General features: G+C 71.2%; 16 protein-coding genes. 10 read left to right on the forward strand and 6 right to left on the reverse strand.

Annotated features, from left to right (window positions below; genetic code table 11):
* Nucleotides 1-66: 66 nt before the first annotated feature.
* The 3 genes from BMH31_RS02765 to BMH31_RS02775 are packed head-to-tail and all read left to right on the forward strand — an operon-like array spanning nt 67 to nt 3,492.
* The gene (locus BMH31_RS02765; RefSeq protein WP_099722806.1) at nt 67-1,755 is read left to right on the forward strand and encodes a CTP synthase; all 1,689 of its coding nucleotides are present in this window, start codon (nt 67-69) and stop codon (nt 1,753-1,755) included.
* Nucleotides 1,748-2,443, forward strand: a complete 696-nt coding sequence (locus tag BMH31_RS02770) for an NUDIX hydrolase (protein ID WP_241898104.1) — start codon at nt 1,748-1,750, stop codon at nt 2,441-2,443. The genes BMH31_RS02765 and BMH31_RS02770 overlap by 8 nt, the downstream gene beginning before the upstream one ends.
* Nucleotides 2,440-3,492 (forward strand): site-specific tyrosine recombinase XerD, encoded by a 1,053-nt coding sequence (locus BMH31_RS02775; protein WP_099722807.1) that lies wholly within the window; start codon nt 2,440-2,442, stop codon nt 3,490-3,492. The genes BMH31_RS02770 and BMH31_RS02775 overlap by 4 nt, the downstream gene beginning before the upstream one ends.
* A gap of 109 nt (nt 3,493-3,601) precedes the next feature.
* Here the strand turns inward: BMH31_RS02775 and BMH31_RS02780 are convergent, their stop codons facing one another.
* The 3 genes from BMH31_RS02780 to BMH31_RS02790 are packed head-to-tail and all read right to left on the reverse strand — an operon-like array spanning nt 3,602 to nt 5,828.
* Entirely contained in the window at nt 3,602-4,507 is a 906-nt protein-coding gene (locus tag BMH31_RS02780; RefSeq protein ID WP_099722808.1) for a HAMP domain-containing sensor histidine kinase, read from the reverse strand.
* Entirely contained in the window at nt 4,504-5,220 is a 717-nt protein-coding gene (locus BMH31_RS02785; protein WP_099722809.1) for a response regulator transcription factor, read from the reverse strand. Before BMH31_RS02785 ends, BMH31_RS02780 begins: the two co-directional genes overlap by 4 nt.
* Nucleotides 5,221-5,231: 11 nt before the next feature.
* Nucleotides 5,232-5,828 (reverse strand): DUF3060 domain-containing protein, encoded by a 597-nt coding sequence (locus BMH31_RS02790; protein WP_099722810.1) that lies wholly within the window; start codon nt 5,826-5,828, stop codon nt 5,232-5,234.
* A gap of 304 nt (nt 5,829-6,132) precedes the next feature.
* Between BMH31_RS02790 and BMH31_RS15815 the strand changes: the two genes are divergently transcribed.
* Nucleotides 6,133-8,163 carry an Ig-like domain-containing protein gene (locus BMH31_RS15815; RefSeq protein WP_099722811.1) on the forward strand — a complete coding sequence of 677 codons (2,031 nt, stop codon included), beginning with the start codon at nt 6,133-6,135 and terminating at the stop codon, nt 8,161-8,163.
* Between the two features lie 41 nt (nt 8,164-8,204).
* Complete coding sequence (locus BMH31_RS02800; RefSeq protein ID WP_099722812.1) at nt 8,205-9,140, forward strand: helix-turn-helix domain-containing protein; 936 nt, start codon at nt 8,205-8,207, stop codon at nt 9,138-9,140.
* A 30-nt stretch (nt 9,141-9,170) separates the two neighbouring features.
* On the opposite strand, the gene BMH31_RS02805 is transcribed toward BMH31_RS02800, so the two are convergent.
* The 3 genes from BMH31_RS02805 to BMH31_RS02815 all read right to left on the reverse strand — a co-directional run bounded on the left by BMH31_RS02805 (nt 9,171) and on the right by BMH31_RS02815 (nt 12,461).
* Nucleotides 9,171-9,791 (reverse strand): NAD(P)-binding domain-containing protein, encoded by a 621-nt coding sequence (locus BMH31_RS02805; RefSeq protein ID WP_099747351.1) that lies wholly within the window; start codon nt 9,789-9,791, stop codon nt 9,171-9,173.
* Nucleotides 9,788-11,005 carry an FAD-dependent monooxygenase gene (locus BMH31_RS02810; RefSeq protein ID WP_099722814.1) on the reverse strand — a complete coding sequence of 406 codons (1,218 nt, stop codon included), beginning with the start codon at nt 11,003-11,005 and terminating at the stop codon, nt 9,788-9,790. Before BMH31_RS02810 ends, BMH31_RS02805 begins: the two co-directional genes overlap by 4 nt.
* Nucleotides 11,006-11,081: 76 nt before the next feature.
* Nucleotides 11,082-12,461: an MFS transporter gene (locus BMH31_RS02815; RefSeq protein ID WP_099722815.1), complete on the reverse strand. Its 1,380-nt coding sequence runs from the start codon at nt 12,459-12,461 to the stop codon at nt 11,082-11,084.
* A 138-nt stretch (nt 12,462-12,599) separates the two neighbouring features.
* On the opposite strand from BMH31_RS02815, the gene BMH31_RS02820 reads away from it, so the two are divergent.
* The 5 genes from BMH31_RS02820 to BMH31_RS02840 all read left to right on the forward strand — a co-directional run bounded on the left by BMH31_RS02820 (nt 12,600) and on the right by BMH31_RS02840 (nt 16,962).
* Nucleotides 12,600-13,559, forward strand: a complete 960-nt coding sequence (locus BMH31_RS02820) for a LysR substrate-binding domain-containing protein (protein WP_099722816.1) — start codon at nt 12,600-12,602, stop codon at nt 13,557-13,559.
* 34 nt (nt 13,560-13,593) lie between these two features.
* The gene (locus BMH31_RS02825) at nt 13,594-14,448 is read left to right on the forward strand and encodes a ParA family protein (protein WP_046454653.1); all 855 of its coding nucleotides are present in this window, start codon (nt 13,594-13,596) and stop codon (nt 14,446-14,448) included.
* Nucleotides 14,449-14,467: 19 nt separating this feature from the next.
* Nucleotides 14,468-15,304, forward strand: a complete 837-nt coding sequence (locus BMH31_RS02830; RefSeq protein ID WP_099722817.1) for a ScpA family protein — start codon at nt 14,468-14,470, stop codon at nt 15,302-15,304.
* Nucleotides 15,294-15,941: an SMC-Scp complex subunit ScpB gene (scpB, locus tag BMH31_RS02835; protein ID WP_099722818.1), complete on the forward strand. Its 648-nt coding sequence runs from the start codon at nt 15,294-15,296 to the stop codon at nt 15,939-15,941. Before BMH31_RS02830 ends, scpB begins: the two co-directional genes overlap by 11 nt.
* 184 nt (nt 15,942-16,125) lie before the next feature.
* Nucleotides 16,126-16,962: a pseudouridine synthase gene (locus BMH31_RS02840; RefSeq protein ID WP_306460328.1), complete on the forward strand. Its 837-nt coding sequence runs from the start codon at nt 16,126-16,128 to the stop codon at nt 16,960-16,962.
* The last annotated feature ends 1 nt before the right edge of the window (nt 16,963 follow it).

Here is a 16,963-nt window from a genome sequence, read left to right on the forward strand (position 1 = left end):
GGTCCGCGGCCCATCTCGAACGAATGACCGGCGGCGAGAGCCCCAACAGTGATAGGATCGAAGCCCGTGGGAGCAGAGCGAAGCGCGACGGATACGACCAAACACATCTTTGTCACTGGAGGTGTGGTCTCCTCGCTGGGCAAGGGCCTCACCGCCGCCAGCCTGGGCAATCTGCTCACGGCTCGCGGACTCCATGTGGTCATGCAGAAGCTGGATCCGTACCTCAACGTCGATCCGGGCACGATGAACCCGTTCCAGCACGGCGAGGTCTTCGTCACCGATGACGGCGCTGAGACGGACCTCGACATCGGGCACTACGAGCGGTTCCTGGGCATCAACCTGTCGCAGGCGGCCAACGTCACGACCGGTCAGATCTACTCGACCGTCATCGCCAAGGAGCGCCGCGGCGAGTACCTCGGCGACACGGTCCAGGTGATCCCGCACATCACCAACGAGATCAAGCGCCGGATGCGGCTGCAGGCCGAAGAGGATCCGCGTCCCGACGTGATCATCACCGAGGTGGGCGGCACCGTCGGCGACATCGAGTCGCAGCCGTTCCTCGAGTCGGCGCGTCAGGTGCGCCACGAGCTCGGCCGCAAGAACGTCTTCTTCGTGCACGTCTCGCTGGTCCCGTTCATGGGCGCTTCGGGCGAGCAGAAGACCAAGCCGACCCAGCACTCCGTCGCCGCGCTCCGCTCGATCGGCATCCAGCCCGACGCGCTCGTGCTGCGCAGCGACCGCCCGGTCACCGACGACAACCTGCGCAAGATCGCGCTGATGTGTGACGTCGATGAGGACGCGGTGGTCAACGCCATCGACGTGCCGAGCATCTACGACCTGCCCCGCCTCCTCAACGACCAGGGCCTCGACCGCACCATCATCGAGCACCTCGGCCTCGACGAGCGCGCCGACGAGGTCGACTGGACCGGCTGGCAGCCGGTGCTCGACGCGGTGCACCACCCGAAGGGCGAGGTCACCATCGCGCTCGTCGGCAAGTACATCGACCTGCCCGACGCCTACCTCTCGGTCACCGAGGCGCTGCGCGCCGGCGGCTTCGCGCACTCGACCAAGGTCAACATCCGCTGGGTGCCGTCCGACTCCTGCGAGACGCCCGAGGGGGCGCTCGAGCAGCTCGGCGAGGTCGACGCGATCTGCGTGCCGGGCGGCTTCGGCGTGCGCGGCATCGAGGGCAAGCTCGGCGCGCTGCGCTTCGCCCGCGAGAACGCCATCCCCACGCTCGGTCTCTGCCTCGGCATGCAGTGCATGGTCATCGAGTACGCGCGCAACGTCGCCGGGCTCGAGGGCGCCTCGTCGACCGAGTTCGACCCCGAGACCCCGACCCCGGTCATCGCGACGATGGCCGAGCAGGTCGAGATCATCGACGGCGGCGACCTGGGCGGCACCATGCGCCTCGGGCTCTACGAAGCAGCCTTCTCCGAGGGCTCGCTCGCGGCCGAGCTCTACGGCGCATCGAGCGCCAGCGAGCGCCACCGTCACCGCTACGAGGTGAACAACCGCTACCGCGATCAGATCGGTGCGGCCGGCCTGTCGTTCTCGGGCACCAGCCCCGACGGCGAGCTCGTCGAGTACGTCGAGCTGCCGCGCGACGTGCACCCGTTCTACATCGCCACCCAGGCGCACCCCGAGCTGCGTTCGCGCCCGGGCACCCCGCACCCGCTGTTCGCCGGACTCGCCGAGGCCGCGATCGCGCGCCGCGATGCCGCCCGCCTGTTCGATGTCGAGGGTCGTGACTAGCGACCGCTCGAGCGAGGCATTCGGCGGCGTGCCGGCAGGGCACGCCGCCGAACCCCTCGCCGACGCCTACGCCGCCGACGTCGGAGTCGAAACCAGCGAACTGCTGACGCGGGGTCATGTCTGGGACGTGCGCCGGGACCGCTTCGCCTACGGCGGTTCCGTGCTCGAACGGGACTACGTCGACCATCCGGGAGCCGTCGCGGTCCTCGCGCTCGACGAGCAGGAGCGCGTGCTGCTCATCCGGCAGTATCGGCACCCCATCGCGCACCGCGACTGGGAGATCCCGGCCGGCCTCATGGACGTCGCCGGGGAATCCGGTCTCGCGGGCGCGCAGCGCGAGCTCGTCGAGGAGGCCGATCTCGAGGCGGCCCGCTGGGACCTGCTGCTCGACGTCTGCACCACTCCCGGCGGCAACAGTGAGGCGATCCGCATCTTCCTCGCCCGCGGCCTCGCCCCGGTCGAGCACGATTACGTGCGCACCGACGAGGAAGCCGACATGATTCGGCGCTGGGAGCCGCTCGACACAGTGATCGATGCCGTGCTCGACGGGCGCGTGCAGAACGCGCTGACCACGAACGCCGTGCTGGCCGCGGCCGCGGCCCGCGCCCGCGGATGGAGTTCGCTGCGACCGGCCGAGAGCCCCTGGACGCGCCGGGATCTCGTGCGCGGCGACCGCTCGAAGGCATGAGCGGGGCGCTGCCCCCGCAGACGGGCGTCGAACGGTTCCTGCGCCACATCGCGATCGAACGCGGACTCGCGGAGCACACCCGTGCCGCCTACCGGCGCGACCTCGACGCCTACACCGCCTGGCTCGAATCCCAGCGCATCGACGACCTCGCTCGAGTGACCCCCGAAACGCTCTCGGCGTACGTCGCCGAGCTCGGCGGCGCGACGGCCCGGCCCGGCGGAACCGACGAAGACGGCGCAACCGCAGCCGCCGGAACCCCCGCTGCGTCACCCGAGCACCCCCAGCGCCTCGCCCCGAGCTCCATCACCCGGCGCATGTCGGTCGTGCGGGGACTGCACCGCTTCCTCTTCGAAGAGGGCGCCCTCGACCAGAACGCCGGGGGAGCGCTTCGCGCACCGAAACCGACGAAGCGGCTGCCCAAAGCGCTGTCGATCGAGCAGGTCGAAGCGCTGCTCGCCGCGACCGCGGGCGACGACCCCGTCGCGCTTCGCGATCGCGCCCTGCTCGAACTGCTGTACGCGAGCGGCGCGCGCGTCAGCGAGGCCACCTCCCTCGACCTCGACGACCTCCTCGCCGGAACCGGCGACGGCCGCGACGCCTGGACCGACCCCGTCGCGGCGCTCGGAGACGGCGGCTTCATCCGCGTCACCGGCAAAGGATCGAAGCAGCGGATCGTGCCCTACGGCCGGTACGCCGGCCGAGCGCTCGCCGCATACCTGGTGCGGGCCCGCCCCTCGATGGTCGAACGAGGACGCGGCACGCCCGCACTGTTCGTCGGGCCGCGCGGGGCACGGCTCTCACGCCAGAGCGCCTGGCTGGTGATCCGTGCCGCCGCCGAGCGCGCCGAGCTCGACATCGAAGTCTCGCCGCACTCGCTGCGGCACTCCTTCGCCACCCACCTCCTCGCCGGTGGGGCCGACGTGCGCACCGTGCAGGAACTGCTCGGGCACGCCTCCGTCACCACCACCCAGATCTACACCCAGGTCACCGCCGACACCCTGCGGGAGCACTACCTGATGTCGCATCCGCGTGCGCGGATCCAGCATTGATTCGGCGCCGTGGGCGCCGGTTCGCGTCGGCGGGTGAACGCTGGCGCGTTCCCCCTGGCCGTCGCGCATCCGTGTGCGCGGCCCCAGCACTGATTCGGCGCGCCGAGGACTAGGCGGTCGGGATCCTGACGCGCACGCTCGTGCCCGATCCCTCGCGCGAGCGCACGGCGACGTCGCCGCCGTGCCGCTCGGCGACGATCCGCACGAGCGACAGACCCAGCCCGCTGCCCTCGACGCGGCGGGCGCGGTCGCCGCGCCACAGCTCGTCCCAGACGTGCGCCTGCTCGACCTCGGGAATGCCCCAGCCGGTGTCCGCGACCTCGACCACCACGAAACCGGAATCCTCCGACCCCCGGATCTCGATGCGGGCGTCCGGATCCGAGTACTTCGCGGCGTTGACCAGCAGATTGCGCACGACGACCGCGAGCAGGTCCGCGTCGCCCGCGACGGACGGCAGCGGCCAGGGCGCGGCCGGGAGCTGCACGCGGATGTCGCGCCGGGCGCTGCGCACCTCGAGGTCCTCGGAGAACGCCGCGGTCTCGTCGCGCACGACGGCGGCGAGGTCGACCGGGACCCGTTCGATCGCGGAGGTCTCGAGCGCTGAGAGCGAGCGCAGCTCGCCGATCAGGTTCGCGAGGCGGCCGGCCTGGGCGGCCGCGACGCCGAGCGATGGCGACGGATCCGGGTCGAGTTCCAGGGCGGCACGGATGGCGGTCACCGGATTCTTGAGCTCGTGGTCGAGCCGTGCGACGAAGCGCCGGTGCGCCTCGCGCTCCCGCTGCGCACCGGCCGCGACGCCCTGCTCCTCGCGAGTTCGGAGCGCCGAACGCACCCCGAGGCCCGCCCAGATGCCCGCGGAGAGCAGCGCACCCGTCACGATGAGAACGGTCGCGAGCGGCGCCGTCATGTCCAACGAACCGTTCACCCGGGCCATGACCACCGCGCCGGCCGCGAGGCCGCCGAGCAGGAGGGGCGCACCGATCCCGACGAGCGATGCGATGCGAACGCGCTTCACCGCTGCACCACCCGTCCGCAGAAGCGGTAGCCCGTGCCGGGCACCGTCTCGATCCAGCGCGGACGCTGGGCGTCGTCACCGAGCACGCGCCGGAGTTCCGCGACGCGATGGTCGACGGCGCGTGTCGTGACCGCGAACTCGAACCCCCAGAGCGCCGACAGCAGGTGCTCGCGCGTGTGCACCTCGTCGGGGTGCGCCATCAGGTAGTCGAGCAGCGCGACGGCCTTGGGCGTGAGATCGACCGCCCGCCCGTCGACGCGGGTGCGGCGTCCGGAGCGATCGAGCTCGAGCGAGTCGCTGAGCAGCAGGTTCGCGGCCGAGAGCGGGCGCCCGCCGATGGTGCGCCGCAGCACGGCGCGGATACGCGAGACGAGCTCCGACGGCAGGAACGGCTTGCCGAGATAGTCGTCGGCGCCCTCGTCGAGGGCGGCGGCGCGCTCGGAGGCCTCGTCCACCTGTGTCAGCAGGATCACCGGGGTCCAGGTCTCGCTCTGCCGCAGACGGCGGACGAGGCCGCGGCCGTCGAGTCCGGGCATCAGGACGTCCGAGACCACGATGTCGGGGCGGCTCTCGGTGTGGCGTTCGAGCGCCTCCTCGCCGTCTGCCGCGACGACCACCTCGAAGCCGGCCCGTTCGAGGTACGGGGCGAGCGTCGAGGTGATCGCCTCCTCGTCGTCGACGAGGAGCACTCGGGGGCGCCGCGGATCGGACACGGGAGCGGCGCTCAGCTCGCGGGGGCGAGCACGTTGCCGATGCCCGTGTCGGAGATGGCCGGGGAACCGGATTCCCAGGCGACGGTGTTGCCGTTACCGGAGACGTCGAGCGCGTCGAGACGCTTCGTGAACACGGTCACACCCGTGCCCGTGATCTGCAGCTTCGCGACGTCGTTCGCGAGTACGGACGCGCCGTTCGCTGACACTTTGACCGTCGCGCAGTTCCCGTCGATCGCGACCGTGGTGCCCACGTTGACCACCTCGACCGTGCCGCCGACGCAGCTGGCGTGCTTCTCGACCAGGGGTTCGAGCGTCGTACGGGTGATCCGCTCGGAATCATCGGAGCCGCTCGCCCCGGTGGCGCCCGATGCGCTGCCGGCTGCGCTCGCGGCTCCCTCGCTCGCCGAGGCGGACGCACCCTCGCTCGCGGAGGTCGACGGCGTCGCGGGGGTCTCGGGGCGGGAGGACGAGGGAGCGGGCTTCTCGGCGTCGGACTGCGGCGTGAAGCCGATCCCGCAGCCCGTGAGCCCCGCGGATACCGTGAGCAGCGCGGCTATTCCCGCGGTGGATCGGAGGATCGCGGAGCGTACTGCGGTGATTTCGGTCATGTCGGACCCCTTTCGAATTCATACTCGCACACCGGTTCCGGTGCGCGTCGTCCGGAGCGATCCGAACGCTTCCCACGCTAGGAACCGACGGGGGCGCAGTGGTCGCGGCGATGTCGCAGCCCTGTCGCAATCCTGCGACATCCCCCGTGCGACGGCCCGTCTCCCGATTCGCGCACGGAACGGCGGATGCGCGCTGGATCCGGACGCTTCCCGGCGCCGTGATCGCCCGGGGCCCCCACCCTGGAGATCGAAGAATCGATTCGGCGCGCCGCGAAGCTGCGTGCCGTGACGCAGGGGGAGACACATGAGAGCAACCGTCCATCGGCGCACTCGGCGAGGAACCAAAGCCGGAAGTGCGCTCGCCTGCGCGTTCGCGGCGGCAGCCGCGGCGACGGCCTGGGCCGGGGCAGCGGCCCCGGCCCAGGCGGCGCAGCCCGCGCCGGTCGTGCTCACGAGTCCGGGAAGCCACACGGTCGTCGTACCCGCCGGAGCGCAGTCGGTGCGCGTGGTCGCTCAAGGGGGATCCGGGGCGAAAGCCTATCCGCATGTGTCTCCCACGCCCGGCGCGGGCGCACGGGTGTTCGCGGAACTGCCGGTGGTGCCGGGGGAGACGCTCGTCGCGGTGGTCGGGGGGAACGCCGAAGGATCGACCGGAGGGGCGAACGGTGGCGCCAGCGGTACCCGGTCCGAGGCATCGACCGTCGTCCACGGCGGTGGTGGTGGTGGAGCCACGGACCTGCGCCGCGGAGGTTCCACGCTGGCCGACCGGGTGCTCGTCGCGGGCGGCGGAGGCGGTACCTCCGGCCTGGCTGGCACGAACGGTGGATCCGCGGGAGCCCTGACCGGGGGCGCCGGGTCGACCGCGGGCGGTTGCGCGGGCGATGCCGGGGGCGGGACGCCGACCGGCGGTGGAGCTCCGGGGGCTCCCTGCATCGGAGCGATCGGGTCCCCGGGACTCCTCGGCTCTGGCGGCGCTCCGGGGTTCTACGACAGCACGAACAACATGGGCGGTGGCGGTGGCGGCGGCCTCTACGGCGGTGGAGGCGGGAGCCCGTGGGGCGGCGGCGGCGCAGGTTCCAGCTTCGCCGCAGCGAACGCGACGAACGTCTCGCTGAGCACCGGCCCGCTCGGGGCGACGCCATCGATGGAACTCGAGTTCACGTTTCAGGCGGCCAGTCGGATCGCGCTCGCGCTCTCGGCGGGCACCGTCGTCGCCGACGGGACGAGCACGGTCGCGGCGACCGCGACGGTCAGCGATGCCGACGGCAATCCGATCGCGGGCGAGGACGTCGTGTTCGAGAGCAGCGACTCGGGACAGCGGATCGGCGACACCGTCGACCATGGCGACGGAACCTACTCGGCCGAGATCCGCGTCTCCAGCAGCGTCGCGCTGACGACCATCAGCGCTCGAGATCGCTCCGTGGATCCCGCGATCGTGGCGACCGCCCCCCTGCGGCAGGGACCGGGACCCGTCACCGAGATCGGCGGTGAGATGATGCCCGACCGGCTCGTCGCGGACGGCAGCTCCACCACGGGGGTCGAGCTGTACGCCTTCGACACGTTCGGCCATCGGGTTCCCGGCCAACGGATCACGGTGGAGGCGAGCGACCCCGGAGTGGGGATCGGCGAGGTCCGGCACCGCGAAGACGGCAGCTACCGGGTCCGGATCACCGCGTCGAAGCGGGCCGGCGAGGTGCAGCTCACCGCGATCGACCGATCCGTCTCGCCGGAGGTGCGCAGAAGCTTCACGCTCACGCTGCTTCCGGGCGCACCGGTTTCGGCACAGCTGAGTCTCGACCCCGGCACGATCGTCGCCGACGGCAAGTCGACCACGCGGTTCCGCGCGGACGTCAGCGATGCGAACGGAAACCCGGTTCCCGGACTCGAGCTCGACCTGCGGTCCAGCGACCACGGCCAGTTTATCGGAGGGATCACCGAGACCGGGCCCGGTACCTACGCCGCGACCGTACGCTCCTCTACCGCTGCGGGCCGCAGCACGCTGACGCTTTCGATTCCGCAGGAAACGGAGGAGCCGGAGACACCGCTCGAGCGAGCCTCGGCCCTCGATACGCCGATCGCCGCGCCCGATGCGGTGCTCGGAACCGTCGAACTCGTCCAGCGCGCCCCCGCGGTCGGTCCGATCGACCCGACCGATCCGACGGAGCCGGTACCGCCGGGCGCGGGCGATGCGCCGGATCCGAGCGCTGGGGGACGGGGACGGACCCTCGCGACCACCGGCGGTGCGTCGGAGGCGGGCACGGCTGCGCTCGCCGCCGTGCTCCTCGGACTCGGCGGCGGCACGATGCTCGTGCTCAGGAGACGGGTAGCGCCGTGAGCCGGCGCGGTCCGAGGGGTTCCGAGGCGTAGGCTCGGGGCGTGAACGAGCGCGCGTTGGAGCGGACGGTGGACATCGAAGGGCTGCCCGAGCGCTTCATCGCGGACCTCGATGCGGCTGATATCGCGCGCGGCGGTGCGCGCCCGGTGGGCGGCGCGTTGCGGATCCACTCGCGCATGCGGACGTTCGGGGCGGTCGTGCTCCACGAGGTGTTCGGGTCGCTGACGGAGTTCGAACGACGGCCGCCGTGGCCGGGATCGCCGACGTGGGATCTGGTGTTCATCGACAGAGGAACGTTCGCGTACCTGAGTGAGGGGACCTGGAGACCGGCGTCCGGGCGGCTCATGATCGGCCCGAGCGGGTTACCGGGGCGCGTGCGGCTCGGTCCTGATTGCCGCTTCCTTATCGTGCGTATGCCGAAGGCCCTGCTGCCCGCACCGAATCGGCTCCGCGAGGAAGTCAGATTCGGGACACACTTGACGCTGATCGAGGAATCCATGCGTGCCTTCGTCGCGCGGGCCGTGCGCAGCGAGAAGGACATCGCCGAGGGCGAGAGCGCCGCGGTCGACCGGATCCTCGTCGAGATGGCCGGGGCGGTGCTGCTCGGGCGGCTCGGCCGGGACCCGGCGCGGGCCTCGCCCCGCGCAGCCCTGCGGGAGCGAGCACTCGCCGAGCTCGCCCGCAGGGCGGCCGATCCGTCCTTCGCCCCCGCGGATCTCGCTCGGTCGACCGGCGCATCGCTGCGGCATCTGCAGGGAGTCTTCGCCGAAGCCGGGATCTCCGTTGCGGGGGAACTGCGTCGGGTGCGGGCCGAAGCCGCGCACGCGCTGCTGCGGGACCCTGCATACGACGGTCTCGATATGGAGACGGTCGCTGCCCGCGCCGGGTTCGGGTCGGCGCGGGCCATGCGAACGGCGCTCGCGCGTCAGCTGGGCAGCGGACCGCGTGCGCTCCGATCCGGGAGGGACCGGCTCTGAGTGGTCCGGGCGGTCGTGCCGACGCCCCGCTCAGGGCAGCAGCGCGAAGCCGGACTCGTACCGGGTCTTGCCGAGCGCGGCCATGATGATCTGCAGGAAGCCCATCGCCTCCAGCTCCCGTGCGCGCGTCAGCGGTCCGACGTCGACCGCGCGCATGCCCGCCGCCTCGATCAGGGCCGCGACCCGCTGCTTGGCGTCCGCGTAGTCCCCGGCGAAGAGCACGGTCGTGGGGGTCGTGCCGTTCGTGCCGCTGACGAGCGTGTCGCCGAGGTTGACGTTGAAGGCCTTGACGACCGCCGCGCCATCGGGCAGTTGCCGGGCCAGCTCGGCCGCGGTCGAGGAATCGGCGGGAGACAGCAGCGCGTCGTACGTGCTGAAGTCGATGGGGTTGCTGATGTCGATCACGACCTTCTCGGCGAGCTGGTCCCGATAGTGCTCCAGAATGCCCGCGTAGGCCGAGTAGGGGACCGCGAGCACGACGAGATCGCCGGTGAGCCGGTCGCCCAGCGCACCGGTCGTGAAGCCGGGCCGTGCGGCGGAAGCGCTCGACGCGCTGCGCTTGACGATCTGGACCTCCGCGCCGGCGCGCGCGGCGACCTCGGCGATCGCCGCGCCCATCTTGCCGCTGCCGATGATGCTGATGGTGGTCATGCGGGAATCCTCCGGAATCGGGTGAGCGCCTGCTCGGCGACTTTCTGGGCGTCGTAGTCGAACACCGCGCCGCGTCGGAAGTCGCGCCCCACGCGGATGTCGGCGTCGCGCTTCTCGAGGTTCGCGAACTCGTACTGGGCGTCGAACATGGCGCCTGCGCGGCGCGAGCCGTTCTGCAGGATCGCGGTGCGCTGCATGCGGACGGCGGCGTAGCGGCGGAACGCCTCGGGGACGCCGTCCACTCCGTCGGCCGCGGCGAGGAAGGTCGCCAGCGCCATGCTGTCCTCGATCGCCTGGTTCACCCCCTGGCCCTGATGCGGCAGCATCGTGTGCGCCGCATCGCCGAGGAGCGTGATCGGGCCGTTCGACCAGTTCGTCAGCGGTTCGTGGTCGAACAGGCCCCACCAGAAGGTCCGCTCGATCGCCGCGATGAAGCGCTGGAGGCGCGGGTCCCAGCCCTCGCCCGCGAACTCGGCCGCGAGTTCGCTCACCTCGGCCGGCCCGGACCACGGGCCGTTCAGCGGCCGGTCGCTCGGGATGCCTGCCACGAAGTTGAACAGCTTGCGCTGCTGCAGGGGGTAGCACATGAAGTGTCGGCTATCGCCCATCCAGACCTGGCTGATCATCGGCCAATCCTCCGGGAGGCGGGACGCGTCGACGACTCCGCGGTAGACGATGTAGCCGGAGTAGACGGGGTCGGGGTGCTGGTCGACGGACCTCCGCACCACCGAGTGGATGCCGTCGGCGCCGATCACCGCGTCGAAGTCCTCCTCGACCCCGTTCTCGAACGCGAGACGGACGCCGGACTCGAGGGTTTCGACGGACCGCAGCCGATGCCCGAGCCGGATGCGGTCGGGGTCGACCTCGGATGCCAGCGCGTCGATGAGGTCCGGCCGGTACATGCCGATGTTCTGGTATCGCTTGGCGGAGTCCTCCCAGGCGGCATCGGTCACGAGACCTCCCATCGCGTCCAGGTAGACGCCGTGCCCGTCCGGTACGGCACCGAGCGAGCGGATCCGGTCGAGGACTCCGAGCGCATCGAGCACGCGCGCCGCGTTCGGGGCGACCGTGACGCCCGCGCCGACCTCGCCGAGCCGGCTCGCCTGCTCGAACACGGTGACGTCGGCTCCGGCGATCCGGGTGAGCGCGATCGCGGCGGTGAGGCCGCCCATCCCGCCGCCGATGATCGCCACCCTGGTGGGGTGATCTCCCATTTCTCCTCCTTGACTGCGTTGCGCGATAACTGAACTGGGTTGCGCGGTGACTGAACTGCGTGGCACGGGCGACGCTCTAGCGTGCGGGCGCCGGCTCGGGCGCTTCCGCCTGGGCGGTGAACACGGTGGCCCCGGCGGCCTGTTCCGCCTCGTGGTCGGGTCCGAGGGGGATCCCGCTCCGATCCCGGAGGCAGAGGGTCGCGGCACCGCCGATGAGGGAGGCCGCGAGGAGGTAACCGGAGACGGCGGTCGTGGAGCCCGTGGCTTCCAGGAGCATCTGCGCGATCATGGGCGCGAAGGCGCCGCCGAGGACCGCTCCGATCGCGTAGGTGATCGAGACGCCCGAGAAGCGGATCGACGCCGGGAAGATCTCGGAGTACCACGCGGCCAGCGGGCCGTAGGTGAGGCCGAGTCCGATCGAGATGAGGACGAGTGCGGTGTAGAGCCCGGGCAGTCCGCCGTTGTCGACGAGCCAGAAGACGGGGAACACGACGAGCGCCTGCAGCGCGAAGCCGATGAGGAACGTGCTGCGCCGACCGATCCGGTCGGAGAGGATGCCCGCGGCGAGCGTCGAGAGGAACCAGACGGCCGCGGCCGTCGCCGCCGCGACGAGCACCGCCGTGGTGTCGAGGCTCTGCACGTTGATCGCGTAGCTGTTGAGGAAGCCGCCGGTGGTCATGTAGCCGAGCGTGCCGTTGCCGGCGAACACGAGCGCGGCGAGGAGCACGAGATGCCAGTGCCGCTTGAACACCTCGAGGATCGGCACGCTCGGCTGCGCGCCCCGCTCGGCGAGCTCGGCGAACACGGGGCTCTCCTCGACGGTGCGGCGGATCACGAATCCGACCACGATGAGCACGACGCTCAGGAGGAACGGAACGCGCCAACCCCATTCCAGGTATGCGGCGCCGGGGGAGACGACGCCGGTCATGAGCGCGGTCACGCCGGACGCGAGGAGGAAGCCGAGGGGCACCCCGAGCTGGGGCCAGGATCCCGCGCGGCCGCGGCGGTCCGCGGGAGCGTGCTCGACGGCCATGAGCACGGCCCCGCCCCACTCGCCGCCGGCGCTGAGGCCCTGGAGGATGCGGAGGAGCAGAAGCAGGACCGGGGCCGCGGTGCCGATCTGCGCGTAGGTCGGCAGCAGGCCGACGAGGGTGGTCGCCGCGCCCATGAGGACGAGCGTGAGGACGAGCATCGCCCGCCGCCCGAGACGATCCCCGAAGTGCCCGGCGAGGAACGCGCCGAGCGGACGGAAGAGGAACGAGATGCCGACCGTCGCGAAGGAGAGCAGCAGCCCGATCTCGTGCCCGGCCGGCTGGAAGAAGAGCTGCGCGAAGACGAGCCCGGCGCTCGTCGCGTAGATGAAGAAGTCGTACCACTCGATCGTGGTGCCGATGATCGTCGCGAAGGCGATCCGGCGTTGCGAGGTCTGCGCGCTCGCGGAGGCTGAAGAGGTCATCGAAGTCCCTAACGTCATTGTTGTCCCTGCGGGAGGGAGGGCCGCCATCCATCGTGATGCGCACGACTCTGCGTGTAAATCACGGTTATTCGAGGATATAATTCGGCTGAACCGAAGAATACGTTTCGAGGGGGCATCGTGGCCGATGTGAGTCTGCGCCAGTTGGAGCTGTTCGCCGCGCTCCCGAACTTCGCCACGCTCAGCGCGGCGGCCGCCCACCTGCACATCTCGGAATCCGCGCTGTCGCAAGCGATCACGGTGCTCGAGCGCACCGTCGGCGAGCAGCTGTGCGTCCGTCGGAAGGCCCGCGGGCTCACGCTGACCCCGACCGGGCAGCAGTTCGCGAAGCGGGCCAGGCGGATCGTCGCCGAGACGCAGGAACTGGTGCTGGGCCCGGGCCTCGGGCAGGAGCTGCGCGGACCCGTGAAGCTGGGCTGCTACTCGACCTTCGCGACCAACGTGGTGCCCGAGCTCCTGGAGGAGTTCCCGAAGCTCCACCCCGGCGTGCGCATGGAGATCATGGTCGGCACCAACGAGGAGCTGCTCTCGGCGCTCGAAGCCGGGCGCCTCGACGTCGCCCTCGTGTACGACGTGTCGTTGCCGGTCGGGTACCGCCGCCGGAAGATCTACGCGACCGAGCTTGAGGTCCACCTGCACCCGGATCATCCGCTCGCGTCGGCCAAGACGATAGACCTGCCGGATCTCGCCCACCAGCCCTACATCCAGTTCGACGCGACCCCCGGCACGGTGAACGTCACCGACGCGTTCGCCGCCCGAGGCCTCGAACCGTCGATCGAGGCCCGGGTCAGCGAGATCGGGCTCGTCGAGGCGCTCGTGGGGCGGGGGCTCGGCTACGGCCTGCTCATGTCGCGGCCCAACGCGGCGACGACAAGCCTCGAGGGGCGGCCGATCGTCATCCGCCCGCTCGACCCGCCCGTCACCGTCACCCACGTGGTGGGGATCTGGCCCGAGGACATGGACCTGACCTCGCGCGCGCTCGCGCTGCTGGACTTCGCCGCGGAACGGCTCGGCGATCGCGACGGCGGTCGCGACCGCGGTCATGATCGCGCAGAATCCGGGGCGGTCGCCGCACGCTAGGATGGATCGTTAGCGACTCGAGAGGAGGGCCGGAATGGCGAAGCAGCAGGTCGAGCTCGGTCCCACCGGGCGACCCGAGCGGATCATTCCGGCACCGAAGAAGCTCGATCGACACGGCCCCGCGCGCATCATCGCGATGTGCAACCAGAAGGGCGGCGTCGGCAAGACGACGAGCACCATCAACCTCGCCGCCGCGCTCGCGCGCTACGGCCGCAGGGTGCTGGCCGTCGACTTCGACCCCCAGGGCGCGCTCTCGGCCGGCCTCGGCGTGCCCGCCCACGACGTGCCGACCATCTACGACCTCATGCTCGGCAAGGTCAAGGATCCGCGCGAGGCGATCGTGCGCACCGCGACCCCCGGTCTCGACGTGATCCCGGCGAACATCGATCTGTCGGCCGCCGAGGTGCACCTCGTCACGGAGGTCGCGCGCGAGCAGATCCTCGCGGGCGTGCTCCGCAAGGTCGTCGACGACTACGACGTGATCCTCATCGACTGCCAGCCCTCGCTCGGCCTGCTCACGGTGAACGCCCTCACTGCGAGCCACGGCGTACTGATCCCGCTCGCCTGCGAGTATTTCGCGCTGCGCGGCGTCGCGCTGCTCGTCGAGACCATCGACAAGGTGAAGGACCGCCTCAACCCGGCGCTCGAGCTCGACGGCATCCTCGCGACGATGTACGACTCGCGCACCCTGCACGCGCGCGAGGTGCTCGAGCGCGTCGTCGACACGTTCGACGACCAGGTGTTCGACACCGTCATCGGCCGCACCGTGAAGCTGCCCGACGCGCAGATCGCGGCGAAGCCGATCCTCGACTACGCGCCGTCGAACGCGGCGTCCGAGGCGTACCTGAAGCTGGCGCGGGAGCTCGTCGCCCGCGGCGTGGTCGCCTGAGCGGTCAGATGGGCGCGGCATGACCGAGCTCGGCACCGCGGAGGCCGGCGGCCCGGAGGCCCCCGGGTTCCGCGTCTCGCTCGAGGTGTTCGACGGCCCGTTCGACCTGCTGCTGAACCTGATCGGCAAGCACGAGCTCGATATCACCGAGGTCTCGCTGAGCCTCGTCACCGACGAGTTCATCGCCTACCTCTCGTCGCTCGACGGGCAGGGGCTCATCGAGCTGGATCAGGCCTCCGAGTTCCTCGTGGTCGCGGCCACGCTGCTCGACATGAAGATCGCCAGCCTGCTGCCGCAGGGCGAGGCGGTCGATGCCGAGGACATCGCGCTGCTGGAGGCGCGCGATCTGCTCTTCGCGCGGCTGCTGCAGTACCGCGCGTTCAAGCAGGCGAGCGCGTGGTTCCGCAGCCGCATCGAGTCCGAGGAGGCGCGGCACCCGAGGCAGGTGCCGCTCGACGCGCGGTACCGCCAGCGCGGTCCGGAGCTCGTCTGGACCCTGTCGGCCGACGACTTCGCGGCGATGGCCGTGCTGGCCTTCACGCCGCGCGAGTTGCCCACCGTGGGCCTCGACCACCTGCACGCCCCGCTCGTGTCGATCCGGGAGCAGGCGGCCATCGTCGTCGCCATGCTGCGAACCGACGGGACGCACACCTTCCGGCAGCTCATCGCGGGACTCCAGTTCGGGTCGGAGCGCGGCGTGATCGTCGCCCGGTTCCTCGCGATCCTCGAGCTGTACCGGCGCGACGCCGTGGGCTTCGAGCAGGCGGAACCGCTCGGCGAGCTGACGGTGCGCTGGACCGGCGAGCACTGGTCGGACGACTCTCTTGCGACACTGGGAACGGACTATGACGGATAACGAGACGACACCGACCGCGGGCCAGCCGGCCGATGGGACGCAGGCGCCCGGTGCGGCGGGCGAGCTGGAGCGGGCGCGCGCCGAGCACACGCTCGAGCAGCAGCTCGAGGCGCTGCTGCTCGTCGCCGACGAACCGCTGAGCATCGTGAGCCTCGCGACCGCGACCGACCGCCCCGTGCGCGAGGTGCGCCGTGCGGTCGACCTGCTGGCGAACGACTACGCGGGCGCGATGGACGGGCCGGTGCGCGGCTTCGAGCTGCGCGAGGTCGCCGGCGGATACCGCTTCTACGTGCGCGAGACGCTCGACCCGGTCGTGGCGGACTTCGTGCAGCAGCAGACCCCGGCACGGCTCTCGCAGGCCGCGCTCGAGACGCTCGCCGTGGTCGCCTACCGGCAGCCGATCTCGCGCGGCGCGATCGCCTCGATCCGCGCGGTGAACGTCGACTCGGTCGTGCGCACGCTGGTGGGGCGCGGGCTCATCACCGAGGTCGGGCACGACGGCGAGACCGGCGCGATCCTCTACGGCACCACCGACACGCTCATGGGGCACCTCGGCATCTCGAGCGTCGAGGAACTGCCGCCCATCTCGCCCCTGCTCGACGACGGACTGGAAGGTTTCGAACATGAGTCGTTCTGACGAACACCCGAAGCAGCGACGCACCGGAGGCTCCGGCGGTTCAGGAGGCTCCGGCGGTTCCGGCGGGGAGTTCTCGGTCGACGGTCAGGCCGTCGAGATTGACCTCGCCGAGTGGGGGTGGCCGGGAGCCGCGACCGCCGACGGCGATGCGGAGCCCGAGCTTCCCGCCGACGACCGCCCGCGCTTGCAGAAGGCGCTCGCGCACGCGGGCGTCGCGTCGCGTCGCGCCTGCGAGGTGCTGATCACCAGTGGGCGGGTGACCGTGAACGGCGAGATCGTGCGGGAACTCGGCAGTCGCCTCGACCTCGACTCCGAGGTGCGGGTCGACGGGGTCGTCGTGCAGCTGGACGCCAGCAAGCGGTACTTCGTGCTCAACAAGCCGCGCGGAGTCGTCTCGACGATGTCCGACGAGAAGGGACGCCGCGACCTGCGCGAGTTCACCGACCTCGTCGAGGACCGCCTCTACAACGTCGGGCGCCTCGACACCGACACGTCCGGACTGCTGGTGCTGACGAACGACGGCGATCTCGCGCATAAGCTCGCGCACCCCAAGTTCGGCGTGCAGAAGACCTACATCGCGAAGGTAACGGGACGCGTGACGCCCGCGACGATCCAGCGGCTGAAGGACGGGATCGAGCTCGAGGACGGCCCGATCCGCGCCGACGCCGCGAAGCTGCTGCAGGGCGAGGGGGCGCGGCACTCGCTCGTCGAGATCACCCTGCACTCGGGCAAGAACCGGATCGTACGCCGCATGCTGGCCGAGGTCGGGCACCCCGTCGAGGAGCTCGTGCGCCGGCAGTTCGGGCCGCTCAACCTCGGTACGCTGCGGCTCGGCGAGATGCGCGAGCTGTCCGGCGCCGAGCGCGGCGCACTGCTCACCGCAGCCGAGGGCGACACCGATGCGCACGGCCGCGCGCCGTCCGGAGGTCGCCCGGGCGACGGCAAGGGTGCGCGCGGCATGCGCGGGATGGCGGCGCGCGGCAACCCCCACGGTCGTGGGGGCGCGCGCAAGACCCGATAGC

The sequence above is a fragment of the Leucobacter sp. OLIS6 genome (assembly GCF_002752355.1).
Lineage (GTDB): Bacteria > Actinomycetota > Actinomycetes > Actinomycetales > Microbacteriaceae > Leucobacter.